This window comes from Mesorhizobium sp. WSM4840 (assembly GCF_055811755.1).
The window spans coordinates 83,933-98,607 of sequence record NZ_JBVVQD010000016.1 but is presented as its reverse complement, the minus strand read 5'-3'; the positions used below and the strand labels follow the sequence as shown (position 1 = coordinate 98,607).

At 60.0% G+C, this 14,675-nt stretch carries 12 protein-coding genes; 6 read left to right on the top strand and 6 right to left on the bottom strand.

Annotation, left to right across the window (positions count from 1 at the left end):
- The first annotated feature begins 128 nt into the window (after window positions 1-128).
- Window positions 129-362, top strand: a complete 234-nt coding sequence (locus AC0L3I_RS21470; RefSeq protein ID WP_292180813.1) for a hypothetical protein — start codon at window positions 129-131, stop codon at window positions 360-362.
- Between the two features lie 231 nt (window positions 363-593).
- Here the strand turns inward: AC0L3I_RS21470 and AC0L3I_RS21465 are convergent, their stop codons facing one another.
- Window positions 594-1,652, bottom strand: coding sequence for an aminopeptidase (locus AC0L3I_RS21465; RefSeq protein WP_473528143.1), 1,059 nt, complete (start codon window positions 1,650-1,652; stop codon window positions 594-596).
- A gap of 275 nt (window positions 1,653-1,927) precedes the next feature.
- On the opposite strand from AC0L3I_RS21465, the gene AC0L3I_RS21460 reads away from it, so the two are divergent.
- The 3 genes from AC0L3I_RS21460 (at window position 1,928) to AC0L3I_RS21450 (ending at window position 4,659) form a co-directional block, all read left to right on the top strand.
- Window positions 1,928-2,587, top strand: coding sequence for a L,D-transpeptidase (locus AC0L3I_RS21460; protein ID WP_473488587.1), 660 nt, complete (start codon window positions 1,928-1,930; stop codon window positions 2,585-2,587).
- Between the two features lie 10 nt (window positions 2,588-2,597).
- On the top strand, window positions 2,598-3,110 hold the full coding sequence (locus tag AC0L3I_RS21455) for an OmpA family protein (protein WP_473488588.1): 513 nt from the start codon (window positions 2,598-2,600) through the stop codon (window positions 3,108-3,110).
- Between the two features lie 313 nt (window positions 3,111-3,423).
- The gene (locus AC0L3I_RS21450; protein WP_473488589.1) at window positions 3,424-4,659 is read left to right on the top strand and encodes a class I SAM-dependent methyltransferase; all 1,236 of its coding nucleotides are present in this window, start codon (window positions 3,424-3,426) and stop codon (window positions 4,657-4,659) included.
- A gap of 381 nt (window positions 4,660-5,040) precedes the next feature.
- Here AC0L3I_RS21450 and AC0L3I_RS21445 read toward each other — a convergent pair whose 3' ends face one another.
- Window positions 5,041-6,969 carry an adenylate/guanylate cyclase domain-containing protein gene (locus tag AC0L3I_RS21445; protein WP_473528142.1) on the bottom strand — a complete coding sequence of 643 codons (1,929 nt, stop codon included), beginning with the start codon at window positions 6,967-6,969 and terminating at the stop codon, window positions 5,041-5,043.
- 391 nt (window positions 6,970-7,360) lie between these two features.
- Between AC0L3I_RS21445 and AC0L3I_RS21440 the strand changes: the two genes are divergently transcribed.
- Both AC0L3I_RS21440 and AC0L3I_RS21435 read left to right on the top strand, forming a co-directional pair.
- Window positions 7,361-8,449 carry a hypothetical protein gene (locus AC0L3I_RS21440; RefSeq protein ID WP_473528141.1) on the top strand — a complete coding sequence of 363 codons (1,089 nt, stop codon included), beginning with the start codon at window positions 7,361-7,363 and terminating at the stop codon, window positions 8,447-8,449.
- An 808-nt stretch (window positions 8,450-9,257) separates the two neighbouring features.
- Entirely contained in the window at window positions 9,258-9,545 is a 288-nt protein-coding gene (locus AC0L3I_RS21435; RefSeq protein ID WP_077375425.1) for a hypothetical protein, read from the top strand.
- A gap of 416 nt (window positions 9,546-9,961) precedes the next feature.
- Here AC0L3I_RS21435 and AC0L3I_RS21430 read toward each other — a convergent pair whose 3' ends face one another.
- The 4 genes from AC0L3I_RS21430 to AC0L3I_RS21415 form a co-directional block, all read right to left on the bottom strand.
- A complete protein-coding gene (locus AC0L3I_RS21430; protein WP_473528140.1) occupies window positions 9,962-11,161 on the bottom strand; it encodes a mandelate racemase/muconate lactonizing enzyme family protein in 1,200 nt (399 codons plus the stop codon).
- A gap of 16 nt (window positions 11,162-11,177) precedes the next feature.
- On the bottom strand, window positions 11,178-12,539 hold the full coding sequence (locus AC0L3I_RS21425) for a mandelate racemase/muconate lactonizing enzyme family protein (RefSeq protein ID WP_473528139.1): 1,362 nt from the start codon (window positions 12,537-12,539) through the stop codon (window positions 11,178-11,180).
- Window positions 12,540-12,602: 63 nt separating this feature from the next.
- Window positions 12,603-13,769: a mandelate racemase/muconate lactonizing enzyme family protein gene (locus AC0L3I_RS21420; RefSeq protein WP_473528138.1), complete on the bottom strand. Its 1,167-nt coding sequence runs from the start codon at window positions 13,767-13,769 to the stop codon at window positions 12,603-12,605.
- A gap of 59 nt (window positions 13,770-13,828) precedes the next feature.
- Window positions 13,829-14,539 (bottom strand): GntR family transcriptional regulator, encoded by a 711-nt coding sequence (locus AC0L3I_RS21415; protein ID WP_473528137.1) that lies wholly within the window; start codon window positions 14,537-14,539, stop codon window positions 13,829-13,831.
- Between the last annotated feature and the right edge of the window lie 136 nt (window positions 14,540-14,675).

Genomic DNA, 14,675 nt, shown 5'->3' with positions numbered 1-14,675 from the left:
AGCGGAACCCATGGTTCACAACCGACCCCAAGGAACACTGTTGCCGCCCATCTAGCCGTCTTATCGGTATCGGCGAAGCCGCTGATCTGTGCTAAGCCGCCGCCCGAATAGCCAAAGGAGTACCCCCCGTGAGCGAGCCGACCGTGGCCGAGGCGACCGACAGCATCTATGCATCGCTCCAGGCGAACAATGCCGACATCGACGCACATATCGCGGCGCTCAAAGCAGCGCTGACGCGAGAGGGGATAGAACAAGCGGTGTTCGATCCGACCAGGCTGGCGCAGAACAACCGTTCGGGCCGCAAGCTAATGCAGGCTTATTTTCGGCAGCGCGGCGTGAGCGTGAGGTTTTCGGCCTCGTAGGGGCGCACGCTGAGGCGCGACGGCCCGCCGGCAATCATTGTGGTCCAGGATCCCGCGGGGAGTTCAGGCAAGTCCGCTTTTGGCTTCTGTAGGCCGACATGCGGCTTCCGGCCCCGCCGACGTCAAAATACCTAGGAAATCGGCCGACAAATGGTCAATTCAATCACCTGCGCCGGCTGCCGAGTACATCAGCGACCGATGCGCCGCTTCTGGCCTTCGGATTTGACCGGCTCAATCGCATGAATCTGCCGCCTTGAGCGCTTCGGCGCGGTCAGATTTGTCTAACGCGCCGATCCGTCGAACCAACGCGTAGAACCTTGGATAGTCGCCCGAACACAAATCGAACAAGCGGAGAAACGTCGTCACCTGATCACCGTAAACGGAAGTCGCGGCGAGCTTCGCGTTGTTAATCGGAGCATCGAACCAGACATCGTATCCCCGGTATCCACGCCAGCGACTGTCGCGCATCTCTCGGTAGCGCATCCGCAGCCGTTCGATCGCGGCTGTCTTTGCGGCCCGCTTTTGGTCCGAGGTATTGGAGTCGTCATAGACGTGCGCTAGCTCGTCCCGGGTGTGCGATACCAGCGCAAGAAATTCGGTCCTGCGCTTTCGGTCGGCTTTGTAACGGCGCAATTCGCCGGTATCACCAGCCGCGCGCAGCCATTTTCTCACGCCGGTTGTTTCGACGGCGACAGCGAATGCCTCGTTGAATGCGGAATCGTCCTTCACATAGACGCGTTGGTGGGCCAGCTCGTGGAAAACTAGCCCTGCAAGACCCGCTTCATCTTGGCTGAGCATGGTGCTTAGCAGCGGGTCACTTGACCAGCCGAGCGTGGAATATGCAGTGATGCCCGTCACATAGACGTCCAGGCCCTGTCTCTGAAGTTCGACAGCGGTTTCAATCGCAGACCTTTTGGAGAAGTATCCTCGGTACGGAACGCATCCGAACACCGGAAAGCACCATGTTCGTGGCGTCAGCGAGAATTCCGGCGCGGCGAAGATGGCCCATGTCACCGCGTCCGGACCAACGTCAACATAGCTGCGGTAGCTATTGTTGTCCGGCAGCGCTAGTTCATCTATCGCAAACTGTCGGATGGCGCTCGCCGATGCCATTCGAGCGCGCAATGTCCCAGGGGTCGACGGATCGTCGATCAGCTCTCCGACATCCTGGCGCGCCGCCATGATCTCCACGTGACCCTTCAAGGATTGTGCGTAGTAGGAAATGCTGGTGCAACCTGCCACGCCGGACACCACAATCATCGCAGCAACCGAACGAAAAAAAGCATGCATCACGGTTTGCCCACGGCATTGCTCACACGTCCGGATAGGGCAAATGTCGCAACTACGCCCGGTCCCAAACAGTCGCGCCAATTTGGTTAAGGTCCTGGATGGGGTTTAGGTTAGACGTTCGTCCTCGGCAAGATTGTCATAATTCGGTCACTGGCCGCCAAATTGCCGAATGTCCGGATACGGCGGACTGAAGCAACGCAGCATTTTCCACTTTGAGGCGAAGTAATTCTCAACTATGGTCCGCCAGGCTTTTGGCATGGGGGGGAATATTGCCGATGGTTTTATCACGCAGGGGTGTCGTGCTGGGCGGCCTGGCGCTGGTCGCGGTGGGTGCAACCAGCAATATTGCTCAAGCCGCGGCGGCAAAATCCTTTTTCGCCGGTACCGCCAGCGACAACAATTTTGTCTATCGCAAGACCAACTTCGCCAAGATCAACAAGAGATGGCATCGCCAGATCGTCAAGTATTTCAGCAGCGAGCCGGTCGGCACCGTCGTGGTCGATACCCGCCACCACTTCCTCTACATCATCATGGAAAACAAGACCGCCATCCGCTACGGCGTCGGCGTCGGCAAGGACGGCTTCAAATGGTACGGCCGCGCGACGATCGACCGCCGCGCGCTGTGGCCGCAATGGGTCCCGCCCCCCGAAATGCGTAAGCGCAGGCCGGACCTACCGCACATGGTCGCAGGCGGCGCGTCCAACAATCCGCTCGGGCCGCGCGCGCTCTATCTGCACCGCAACGGCGCCGACACCGGCTACCGCCTGCATGGCACGCTGGAGCCATGGAGCATCGGCACCGACGCTTCCAGCGGCTGCATCCGCATGTTCCCGGAAGACATCATCGACCTCTACCAGCGCTGCCCGATCGGCACCGCGGTGCAGGTCCTGCCGCATATCGCCGACCAGGCGCCCGCTTCCACCACTGTCGAATGATTGGCGCCTCATGAACCGCATGATTGAAAACACGCGCCGGCTGCTCGCCGCCGGCCTGCTGGTGCTGGCCGCATCCTGCTCGACCAGCAACACGCTGGCCCCTTCCACGCCCGACATCACCAACACCGAGGTTGCCGGCTTCCAGAACGTGCAGCCGGGCAGCGAGGAGGATTTTATCCTCAATGTCGGCCGCCGCACCTATTTCACGCAAGGTTCGGCCGCGCTCGATTCTGTCGCCAAGGCCACCCTCGACACCCAGATCGCCTGGTTAGCAAAGCATCCGCGCTGGCTGCTCAAGCTGCAGGGTTTCGCCGACGATCCCGGCGCAAGTGAAACGGCGCTGTCGCAGCAGCGCGCCGATGCGGTGATGGACTACCTCGCCGCCGGCGGCATAGACCGCAACCGCATGTGGGCCAAGGGCTACGGCAAGGACAGGCTCGTCCGCGACTGCCCCGACACCGCCTGCAGGTCACAGAACCGCCGCGTTGTGGCTAATTTGCGCGATGAGAGGGACGAGCCGTAGGGGGCTGCTGTTCTGCTTGTGACCCGAAGCAGAGTCTCACACGCGACGGCGGCATGGCTGCTTTGCGCCCGATGTCCGCCCTTGAGGCGATCTTTGCGATTGCCGGATAGCAGACGCTGCCGGCGACCACCCTGGACATCTTATTGCGCCAGAAGCAGACATTTCTGATCGCGGGCAGGCTGCCCGGATGAGTCGCTACTTCGGCATTGGGAGGAGACTTCTGAAGTCCGGTCCCCCTCCGCCCCCAGGTCGGTATTGATGTACCGACACCGGGTAGTCATACTTACGGGCAAATGAGGAGAAACGAGCCACAATGCGTCTGCTGCCAAATCTGCTCTCCCGTTTTGTAAAAAACGGGCGCCTGACTGTCATATTCGAGGACGGTTTCAGGCAAGCCTTCGGCAGTGGACAGGATGGGCCCGACGTGACGATCCGCCTAACCGACAAAGCGGTCGAACGCGAGATCTTCTTCAATCCGGAACTGAAGGCGGCCGAAGCCTACATGGATGGCCGCTTGGTGATCGAGAACGGTGGCAATGCATTTGACCTCTTGTCACTTTTTTCCGTCAACCGCACTGGGTTGGCAGCCCACCCTGTTCAGAAGGCGTTGCGGAAAGTCTGGCGTGCGTTGCGCCGGCGCCAGCAGAACAACAAACTCGGTCTCGCCGCCAAAAACGTTCAGCATCACTACGACATCCCGACGAAATTTTATGAGCTATGGCTCGACGAGACAATGACCTATTCGTGCGCCTATTACACGGCACCGGACAACAGTCTGCAGCAAGCGCAGATGGACAAGCATCGCCACATTGCCGCGAAGCTCAAGCTAGAGCCGGGCATGCATGTGATGGAAATCGGCTCAGGCTGGGGCGCTCTCGCCATCTATCTCGCCAAGTATTGCGACGTGAAGGTCACGGCGATCAACGTTTCGACGGAGCAATTGGCGGCGTCTCGGCTTCGAGCGATCGAGGCCGGGGTCGCTCACCAGATCGATTTTCGCGAGGTCGACTATCGCGAGGTCAGCGGACAGTTTGACCGTGTTGTCTCGATCGGAATGATGGAGCACGTGGGCGTCGTTCATTTCGACAGCTATTTCACGATCATTAATAGATTGTTGAAGGAGGGTGGCTTCGCATTGGTTCATGCGATCGGACGCATGTCACCGCCTGGCACGACGGCGCCGTTCATCCGCAAGTATATCTTTCCAGGTGGGTATGTGCCGGCTTTGTCAGAGGTGTTTGCCTCGTTGGAGCGCACGGGGATCTGGTGCGCCGACTGCGAAAATTTGCGGCTGCACTATTACTGGACGATCCACAATTGGCGTCTCGGTTATGAGGCCAGGCGCGAGGAGGCAGTCGCCATGATGGGCGAACGCTTCTGCCGTATGTGGGATTTCTATCTGGCGTCGGCCGAACTCGGCTTCCTAAACGGTTCAAATTTTGTCTTCCAGATACTGATCTCGACTCGCCGTGACGATGTCCCAGTCATCCGCGATTATATTGTCGAAGAAGAGCGACGCCTACTGAGCTCGATGCAGACGAGTGCGTAGTTTCGCTACACCAGTGGGCCCGGTCCGCTGGTTAGCTCCCCCTGCAGGACTCGGATGACAACAGACAGCCACGCCCACTCATCCCGCCGGTCAATCTTCGTCCGACGGAAGCGCCAGTGCAACCAATCGACAAGTCCGCAGATCAAAGCGGTCGGCCACGAATGACAGCTTTGCGCATCTCGGACGTTGACGTCAGCATTGTCACTTCCTGAAAGCGGACATTGCTAGAACGATTCGAGTGGTCGCGGTTGCGCCATTTGCCGCCATTTATAGTTTGGCCAGTAAACTGTCGCTTTCGATGCACAGCGGTCGTTCCTGGCAACGCGCGCCGTTCGCGCGCTGGCGAGCAGCGGCCCTCGCCTTTCTTTGCACAGGGGTGTTCTATGGCTGCCCAAGAGGCTTCGCCTTCCCCGCCTCGCATTCCGGCAGTCGCACAGATTTGGCGAGTTTCGCCAGCGCCTCGGGCTTGGCGCACGCCGGGAAGCCGGCTAGCGGCATTGTCTCTATGAACCGACTGCGCTCCATTGTGCTCATGCCGGATTCATTGATGATGCTCTCGACGGTCAAGTCCGGGTGGTGCTTGAGAGTTTCCCTAACCGAAGCATTTGCCTCATCGATTCGACCCAGTGCCGCAAGGGAACTGCTACGCACCACCCAATTCCATTTTTGGTAGTTGTTAGGCGTCATGCGTTCCAGCATCTTCAACGCGTCCTCATACCGGCCGGCCATAAAATAAGCAAAGGAGAAGAAGTTGGACGTCCACATCGGGTAGTTCGGGTCGAGCCGCATTACTTGATCGACCATCTGAGCGCCGCGTTCGGGTTCGTCGAAGCGTGCTGCGTAGCCGGAATAGAAAGTCAGGATTTCGGACGAACCGGGAGCTAGACGAAGGGCCGTGTCCAGCTCAGCCTTGGCGCGGGCGATGTCGCCCTTACCAGCAAGGCTCATACCAAACACCGCGTGTGCTTCAGCGTCATTTGGATCAAGCAGCACCGCGCGTTCGGCTACATCGGCAGCCGCCTTGAAGTTGCTCTCGGGATTGACACCAAACACACCCAATAGAACGTGAGCATGGTAAAGTTCTACCCAGGCCCGGGCCAGCCCTGGGTCCAGCTCGACGGCGCGGTTGAGAAACGTGATGGCCTCCTCCTCATCCGCTTTGGTGAGCTTTTCAATCTTCTCGGTCCCGAGCAGATAGTAATCATAGGCATTCAGGTTTTCAGGCCGTTTACGTTTGGCTGCAGCCCGCCCGGCCGCCTGAATCAACCCTACGCCGCCGCCGAGACGGTTGGTGACTTGCTCTGCAATCTCAGTCTGGACTGCGAATACGTCCTCAGCGGGCCGATCCCAACGATCCGACCAAAGATGGTTGCCGGTTTTTGCATCGATCAACTGCGCGGTGATCCGCACCCGCCCATTTTGCCGCTGGATAGAGCCTTCCAGTATGAAGCCGACATCGAGCGCACTTGCGACCTGGCGGGCATCCACGGGCTTGCCTTTGTAAACTTCCGTCGAATTCCGCGCCACGACCTCAAGCTCGGGAAACCGCGCGAGGTCGGTGATGATATCCTCAGTCAAGCCATCGGCCAAACGCCCGGTGGCCTCGTCGCCGCCATAATTATTGAAGGGCAGCACCGCGACCGACGGCTTGGCCCCCAGTGGCGCAGGCTGCAAGAACCACCAGGTCCCACCACCCGCCAGAGCCAGCATCACGATCGCCGCCGCAGCCGTCTTGGCCCAGCGCGGCATCGCCTTGCGTGAGGTCCTGCGCGCCCGCTTGCCATCGAGCCTCAGCCGGTACATCCGCACTGGGCGGCTGATGTTCTTGACCTGCTGCTCGCCGGCGAAATCGAGCGGCCAGTCGAGTTTGCCCTGGAGATGATCGTAGGCGGTACCCGACACCATCACGACGCCCGGCTCGGCCAACTGCTCCAGCCGCGCGGCGACATTAACGCCATCACCATAGACATCGCCATCCACCAACGCCACATCGCCTAGATTGATCCCGATGCGGAATACGATGCGCTCAGGCTCCGGTAGGCCGGCGTTGCGCGCTGCCACGGCATTTTGAATCTCCGCGGCACAGGCAACCGCATCTACCACGCTGTCGAAGGCGACGAGCGCGCCGTCGCCCATCAGCTTGACGATCCGGCCATGGTGCCGGGCGATGGTCGGATCGGTCAGTTCGGCACGGATGGTTCTGAGTCGCGCGATGGTGCCAGCCTCGTCGGCCTCCATAGCCTTCGAATAGCCGACCATGTCTGCCGCCAAGATCGCCAGCAGCTTCCGATTGAGAGGGGGAACCGCCATATGCGCCTCGTTAGGGCACAACCCTACACCCATGGAAGCGCCGGAGCCAGAACGCGCCGTTGCCCGCGCGGTGAATGACCGCTCGTCAGCCGTTCCTGACTTTTGACCGGGTGGCGGATGAACGTCTTCAACGGGTCAGTTGGAGACTTCAATCCAAACTGATCGGATGTCTGCTATCGATTTCTGGAGTCCAGAAGCTGCCGGACCGATCTCGGACCAAAATAGAATGACCATGACCAGCGAAGTTGGTGGAAAACGGAACGTCCGCTGTCGGCGCACCCTCCAGCAAATTTCCACCACATCCCAGGACTAACGATCGCTTCATCGGGATTGGCTGATAGCTTCGGCACGTCTTGGCATGACATGACTGCGGGAGGATGCCCCCTTGAGAATGAGATATCTGCTAGCAGCCCCACTCGTTGTGGCGATCGTCCTGACGCTCAGATGGGAATGGCGGGAGCCCCATCACTTCGAGGATGAGGTTATGCGAGCCGCGCTGGCGGAGGAAGTTCGCCGGGACGACACCCGTTGCCCGCTCAGCAGCAAGGCTGTGGAGCAGGCTCGGCCATGGGTTCTTGCAGCCTGCGCGGCAGGCGGGCTCGGCTGGCATGAGGCAGCGGCGAAGTATGGCGACGATGCAGCCAGAGTGTTCCTCGTCTATGGCGAGGATGCGGACTTCGTGGAGGTTTTCGACCGTCTCGGCCATCCGGTCGTGCCGGTGATTGCTTATTTCGTGAAGAATGGATCGTCGCAGTACTTGTTGCAGGAAACCGTCGGTCAGGGCCTCTCGAGCCTGTGGGACGACCGGCAGGTGGGATTCGGCCTCGCCGAGATTTCGCCGGAGCAATATGGGCTTATTGCCATTCACGAGCTCAAGGATCGCGGGCATGAGATGCTGTCGGAGTTCGAGATCGTTGACGGAACAGCAGTCCGCAGACAGTTCACCCGCACGCTGCTTGGTGCGAAGAACATAGTCCTGGGCGGCGTTTCCGATCTGGAAGGGGTGATCACCCGCGGCGAGCGGCTTCCGACCTGGGGCGAGATGGGTTGGGCGGCCTTCGATGCGGTAATCGTCGTCGGGGGCTTGGGCGCCGCAGCCAAGGCATTGCGCGTTGCGAGGGCACCGGTGGCCGCGGCTAGTCGCGGAACGGTGCGGATAGCAAATCTGAGGGTTGCTGGCAAAGGTGCGTTCCAATCGCTTTCCGCCGTCGGTACCGCAGCCGGTGTCGCCGCCGTCGTCGCACTTCCTTATGTGGCGATCACGCGACCTCACCTTCTGACAAACGCGGCCGGTTGGATAGCCGAGCAAGCAGGTCTCCCGGCCTGGCTCGGCGCCTTTGCGGCCTACCTTATACTCTGTCTTGTCCTGGCTTTTCTGATGAGGATAGTTTTGGCGCCGCTGGCCTGGACGCTGCGGACGTTGAGCAAGATCATTGGACCACTCGCCGGTGCCGGCGGTGTCCGATCCGCGGCAGCCTAAATCCCGCCTACAGCGTCAATGGCAGGTTATAAATGGTGGAAAGCTAACCCTTCAGTCATTGGAGTCGCGATCTTGAATACCTTCGGTTTTAGGGGAGATTAAGCCGATGATAAAAGCGGATACTCCGTTCGCCCTTATGCTGGAGATGCATGCCGTGGTCTTAGGCGTTCCAGCGCTTATCTGCTAGCATCAGCCGCAATCGTTGCATTGATACGCCCTTGGCGCTTTTCTTCATCGGTCGGCTTGGCTTGCAATCTGGCTTCAGGAGTTGGCATCATGGCTGTGGCAGTTGTGCTCGCACAGGGAGCATTTCTTCTCGGCTTTGGCACGCTGTTAGAGGATCCACGCTATCGTTCTCACTTCGTCTGTGAACCCTGCTTTTGAGTCCGCAAAGGGGCCGTCAACAGAACGGCCGCTTTGTTGCGCCGCTTCCTGATAGCTGCCGGACTGCTTACGGCCCACTATGCTCTCGAGCAGCAATGCGCCCTTATCGGACATCGAGACCAGCGTCGCTGTGCGCTCAGAAACGGACCCTCGCGATCCAGAATCGGCAGCTGGATGGACTAGCAAGCGCGCCGAGCAGCAGACGCGCTTGGCCGAAGAGTCTAGCACCTGGTCGGTGATCGGTCAGGTCCCAGGCCAATTTCCTCCTGCCGCGCTCCACTTTATTGCAAGACGGTCAAATTTGAGCTTCCGCATTCATGCTTTGTCGAGCGTATCTCTTAGAGTCGCTTAAACCTTCTGCGCCGTAAGCTTTAGCCGTGCTGAATCGCCGTCAGCGCCGATGACGACGAAATAGGAGAACGCAATGACTCGCAATCACGTTGAACGTCTTGGAGAGTTTAGGGAAATCCTGGTCGCGACTCGACGCGAAGGAGTCCGTAACGTGCACCATACCCGCGACGCAATGCGGGCAAGCGGCTTTCAGATCGGGGACAGCGACGGCTCCAGCTACGGAGCCAAGCTAAAGGAGCTCCAAGAGGAAATCGAGGCAGTCGATCGCGCCATCGAAGACGAGAAGCGGCTGGCCTTGGCCCTTGAGAGTGCGGCTCAATCCCGCCGACCAATTAAGCCGAGAATCGTGAAGGGAACATAGAGTCGGGGACGGCCCTTGGTGCCCGTCGCGTGGATTCGCCTGCGACATCGTGTCGGGCTCGTCGCCGCCGTGCTACAGAGCCCTGAACGTCATCCGTTGCCATCAAACGTGGGGCAGGGGCGGCCGAAGCCGCCCTGTGTCGATGTCGACTTCGCTATGTCCATCGTTGTCGATGCCGTCGCTACCCTCGCCAACGGCGTTCCTCAGGTATCCGATCTGAAACGCGATATTTGGACATGAAATCACGGAGGCCAGCTTCTGGCGCAAAGCGGTCGGCACTACCCTGGATGAAAGGTCGGCTTTCTAGCCCCATCATCCCGAAAGCGGACGTTCCGCTTCCGGCCCAAAACGGTCATTCTGGATGCCAATTTGCGTGACGCGGTCCGCGTGGTGCAGGGTGGGGCAATAAGGATGGTTCAGTCGAAGAAGCCCGCATCCTCTTGCCTGAGATACTTTCGGGCTGCTTCGGCGTCGATATCGAGGCCCAGCCCCGGTGCTTCCAGCAGATCCACCATGCTGTCCGTCACGATCTGCGACGGCAGGCCGATTACGAGGTCCTCCCACCAGGGATCGGAGGCGCTCGGATATTCGAAGGCGATATAGTTGGCGGGCAAGGTGGCGCAGACATTGATCAACGCGCCGAGGCCAAGCAGGCCGTTCGCGGTGCCGTGCGGCGCCATCAGGATCGAGTGCATATGGGCGTGCTCGGCGACCCATTTCAGCTCGGCGATGCCGCCGACATCGGCGGGGTCCGGACCGATGATACGGACCGCCTGCGTTTCGATCAGCTCCTTGAAATTGTGGCGCAGGTAGATCTGCTCGCCGGTATGGATTGGCGTCGAGGTGGAGGTGGTCAGCTCCCGATAGGCCTGCGGATTGACCCACGGCACATAGTCGCCGGTCAGCATGTCCTCGAGCCACATCAAGTTGTACTTCTCGACCGCGCGAGCAAATTTAATCGCATCGGGCAGCATCCAGCCCGGGCCGCAGTCGAGCGCCAGGCTGACCTTGTCGCCCAGCACTTCCTTCATCGCGATCACGCAGTCGAGCATATGATTGAAACCGCGCTCGCTGATCACGCCTTGATCCATGGCACCGTGATAGCCGGCCTTCTTCTGCGTCACGCCGTAATGGAAGCCCTCGATGGTGTCCTTCATGTTGGAGTGGAACGAGATTCCTTGCTTGATCATGAAGAAGTTCTGCGGCTGCTCCATCATCCATTTGACGTCAGCGGCGTAATCTTCCGGCCGGTCGCCCGTGCGTTTCTGGCGGATCGAGCCGTTGTAGACGCGCACCTTGTCGCGCACCTTGCCGCCAAGCAGTTTGTAGGCCGGCACGCCTGCGGCCTTGCCGGCAATGTCCCACAGCGCATGCTCGATAGCGCTTACCGCCGCGCCATAGGGCTTGAAAGAGCCGCGTTGGCGGATCTTCAGCATCACCCGCTCGACGTCGGTCGGGTCCTCGCCGATCAGCGCCTCGCGAAAATGCAGAACCCACGGCTTGAGGTAGGGCTTGGTGTACTCGACCTCGCCCAGGCCATAGAGGCCCTCATCGGTGACGACGCGAACGATGGGATGCTTGCCGATAACGGCACAGCGGAGGTCGGTGATCTTCATGTTCGGTTCTTTCGCCTCAGCTCCAGGTGCGGTCCCAGGAATACTCGTTGTCCCAGTGATCCGTGGGCTGCCAGATGCCGGTGACACCCGGCTGCAGATGCTGCGAGATCACCTCGTCGACGACGTCGTCAATTCCTAGGCCCGGCTTGTCCGGAACAGTGACAAAGCCGTCCTTCACGAGCGGCTTGGGAACGCCCGTGACGATATCGTCCCACCAGTCGACATCGACAGAGTGGTATTCGAGCGCCATGAAGTTTTCGGTCGCTGTCGCGACATGTGCCGCGGCCATTGCGGCGATTGGACTTTCTGCCATATGGATCGCCATAGCGACGCCGTGGTCCTGCGCCATGTCGCCGATCTTCTTGGTCTCGAGGATGCCCCCGCTGGTGAGCAGGTCTGGGTGGATAACGGACAGGCCGCCGCTCTTGAGCAGAGGTTCGAAGCCCTCCTTGAGGTAGATGTCCTCGCCGGTGCAGATCGGCACCGTAGTGGCGTCCTGCAGTTGTCGGTACTGCTCGGTGTACTGCCATGGGATCACATCCTCGAGCCAGGCTGGCACGTATTTTTCAATCCGCCTGGCGAGGCGAATACCGTTCTGCATCGAGATATGGCCGATGTGGTCGATGGCGAGCGGAACGTCCATGCCGATAATTTCGCGAACCTCGGCAATGTACTGCTCAAGCAAGTCGAGGCCCTTGTCGGAAAAGTGGAGGCCGGTAAACGGGTGGGGGACGTTATGCAAATCGTAGGCGGCGTTGCGGGCGCGTCGCTCTTCAAGAGTCTTGACCGGGCCGCGGCCGGGCTGGACCCGGTACCCTTCAAGTGAGCCGGCAGGAGACACGACCGCACCGGGGACATCGGCGATCTGCATCAGCCCCAGATCCATCTTGAGGAAGGTGAAGCCGAGCGCCATGCGCTGCTTGAGGCGCTTGCCGGTCTCGGTGCCGCTCGGCACGGTAGCGTCGGTATCGCAATAGAGGCGCACCTTCTCCCGAAACCGGCCGCCGAGCATCTGGTAGATGGGCACGCCATAGGCCTTGCCGGCGAGATCCCATAACGCGATTTCGATCGCCGAGACGCCGCCGCCTTGCCGGCCGTGTCCGCCGAACTGTTTGATCCGGCGAAACAGGCGGTCGATGTTGCAAGGGTTCTCGCCAAGCAGCCGGCTCTTCAGCATCAGCGCGTAGGTGGCGCTGGCGCCGTCGCGCACCTCGCCAAGCCCGACGATGCCCTGGTTGGTGTAAATCTTGAGCAGGGTTGAGGTGAACGGCGCGCCGACGATTTCGGCTACCCGCATGTCGGTGATGCGAAGCTGGGATGGCTTAGAGTTCGCGTTCACCCGATTGAGCGCCTCGTCGGCGCCACCCGTCTTTGCCATGACTTATCCTCGTTCTGGTGGATGGGGCTTGTCGCCCGCACGCCGGGCCGGCATAGAGCGTTGCTAGCCCAGCTCAATCTCGTGGGCCTGCAGGTAGTCGCGGTTCATCTCAATACCGAGGCCATGCCTCGACGTCAGCTTGAGGCTGCCGTTCGAGACGTCGAGTGGTCTGTCGATGAGGTGATCGTATTTGCCCAGGTTCCACTCCGACGTTTCAAGCTTGTAGAAATTAGGAACGGTCATCATCACCTGCGCTCCCGCAACCACGTTGATCGGTCCCGCGGCGTCATGTGGCGAGACCGGGACATAATAGGCTTCGCATAGGGCAGAAATCTTCTTGAGTTCGGTAATGCCGCCGGTCCAGGTGACGTCGGGCATGATGTAGTCAGCGAGCCTGTTCTCGAGTACCGGCACGAAATCCCATTTCGTGTGGCCGCGCTCGCCCCACGAGATGGCGGCACTGACCTTCTCACGCACCTGCTTGAGGGCGTTAAGGCTCTCGGGCGGGCAGGGCTCCTCGAACCAGTCGATCTGGCCGGCTTCCTCGAGGCTCCGACAGAGGCGAATGGCGGTGGGAACGTCGAAGCGGCCAGGCGCATCGATGAGAATGTCGACGTCAGGCCCCGCCGTTTCGCGGATCAGAGCCGTGAGTTCGGCGGCTTCGCGTTCGTCCTTGCGGGTCATGCTGCCATCGAGGTAGCCGTCTCGCTGTTCGCGGGGCAGGCCATCGGCGCTGCGGCCCTGGTGGGGGTATGGATCGAACTTGAGCGCAGTGTGTCCGGACTCGACGATGTCTAGAATTTCGCGGACCACAGCCTCCTTGCTGGTGAATTTGGCCTGGTTGGGATGGGTGTAGAGCGCGATTTCATCGCGTACTGGTCCGCCCAGCAGCTCGTAAATCGGCTTACCGAGGACTTTGCCCCGGATATCCCAGAGGGCTATATCGATGGCGCTCACGCATTCGACGGCGGCGCCGCGGCTGCCCATGTAGGTGAAGCTGCGAAAAATCTTGTGCCAGAGATGCTCGATACGCGCTGGATCCTCGCCTGTCACGGCGACACCGATCTGCCGCAGGATCGTGCAGAGAGCGCGGTTGGCGAGCCTTGTAGTGGTGGTGATCTCTCCCCAGCCACTCACCCCCTCATTGGTCGTCACTTCGACGAACAGGAACTCTCCCCAATAGGAAGCATCGGACTTGATCAGCCACGGCCGAATGCTCGTGATTTTCATCTCAATTCCTTTATCTGAAATCGTCAGGGCTAACGATGTTCAAGACTGGACCTTCGTTCCTATCCGGCCCGAGCGGCGTTGCGCGCACGCATCTGTTCGAGAATATGCCGGCCGGAACCCTCGACATGGCGGGAAACGAGTTCGGCCGCCTTGTCGGCTTCTCCCGCTTTTACGTGCGCGATGAGTTCGCGGTGCTCGCGAATGATCGCGGCACGCCGCGCAAGCGTGAAATTGAAACGCCGGCTGACGGCTCGCAGCACTTCGCGATGCTTCCACCAAAGTTCGGCGGCATGGCGGTTATAGTGCCGCTGGTACATCACGGTGTGGAAAGCGGTATCAAGCTCACTGTGCCTCAAGGTGTCGGCAAAGTTGTTCTCTTCAATCAGGCCTTCGAGACGTTCGAGTTCTGCGATGTCCTCGCCGGTCGCCATATTCACAAACCATCGCGTCAGGGCCGGCTCAATCAAAACACCGATTTCATAGATATCCCGGACAAAATCCTGATCTATGGGTCGGACGCGCGCCCCGCGGTTGGGGCGAAAGGTGACAAAACCCTCCCCGCGCAAGAGTTGCAGGGCCTCGCGCACGGGGTTGGTCGAGGTGCCGTGACGCCGGGCGAGATCGGTGACCACAAGCCGTTCGTTGGCGGCGAGCCGTCCCTCAATGATGTCTTCCCTGATCAGTTCATAAAGCGAGGCGCCCTCGCTGGAGGCCCCCATGGGGTCAGTCTCCACCGGTGGCTTGGCTTTAAAATCACCTGTTTCGGCCAAGACCGGCTCCCCTAATCAAATACATACCCTGCCCGATATCACACACGGTTTTCACAAACAATGTACGATCCAACGCGTTGACAGGCAATCCATGATCTGAAAACGTATAAGATGACCGAAGGGGTACATAGAACAG

What these genes read in the sequence shown, in the direction of transcription:
- AC0L3I_RS21465 (WP_473528143.1), bottom strand. Translation starts at nt 1,652, where the DNA reads ATGCATGCTTTTTTTCGTTCGGTTGCTGCGATGATTGTGGTGTCCGGC.
- AC0L3I_RS21460 (WP_473488587.1), top strand. Translation starts at nt 1,928, where the DNA reads ATGGTTTTATCACGCAGGGGTGTCGTGCTGGGCGGCCTGGCGCTGGTC.
- AC0L3I_RS21455 (WP_473488588.1), top strand. Translation starts at nt 2,598, where the DNA reads ATGAACCGCATGATTGAAAACACGCGCCGGCTGCTCGCCGCCGGCCTG.
- AC0L3I_RS21450 (WP_473488589.1), top strand. Translation starts at nt 3,424, where the DNA reads ATGCGTCTGCTGCCAAATCTGCTCTCCCGTTTTGTAAAAAACGGGCGC.
- AC0L3I_RS21445 (WP_473528142.1), bottom strand. Translation starts at nt 6,969, where the DNA reads ATGGCGGTTCCCCCTCTCAATCGGAAGCTGCTGGCGATCTTGGCGGCA.
- AC0L3I_RS21440 (WP_473528141.1), top strand. Translation starts at nt 7,361, where the DNA reads ATGAGATATCTGCTAGCAGCCCCACTCGTTGTGGCGATCGTCCTGACG.
- AC0L3I_RS21435 (WP_077375425.1), top strand. Translation starts at nt 9,258, where the DNA reads ATGACTCGCAATCACGTTGAACGTCTTGGAGAGTTTAGGGAAATCCTG.
- AC0L3I_RS21430 (WP_473528140.1), bottom strand. Translation starts at nt 11,161, where the DNA reads ATGAAGATCACCGACCTCCGCTGTGCCGTTATCGGCAAGCATCCCATC.
- AC0L3I_RS21425 (WP_473528139.1), bottom strand. Translation starts at nt 12,539, where the DNA reads ATGGCAAAGACGGGTGGCGCCGACGAGGCGCTCAATCGGGTGAACGCG.
- AC0L3I_RS21420 (WP_473528138.1), bottom strand. Translation starts at nt 13,769, where the DNA reads ATGAAAATCACGAGCATTCGGCCGTGGCTGATCAAGTCCGATGCTTCC.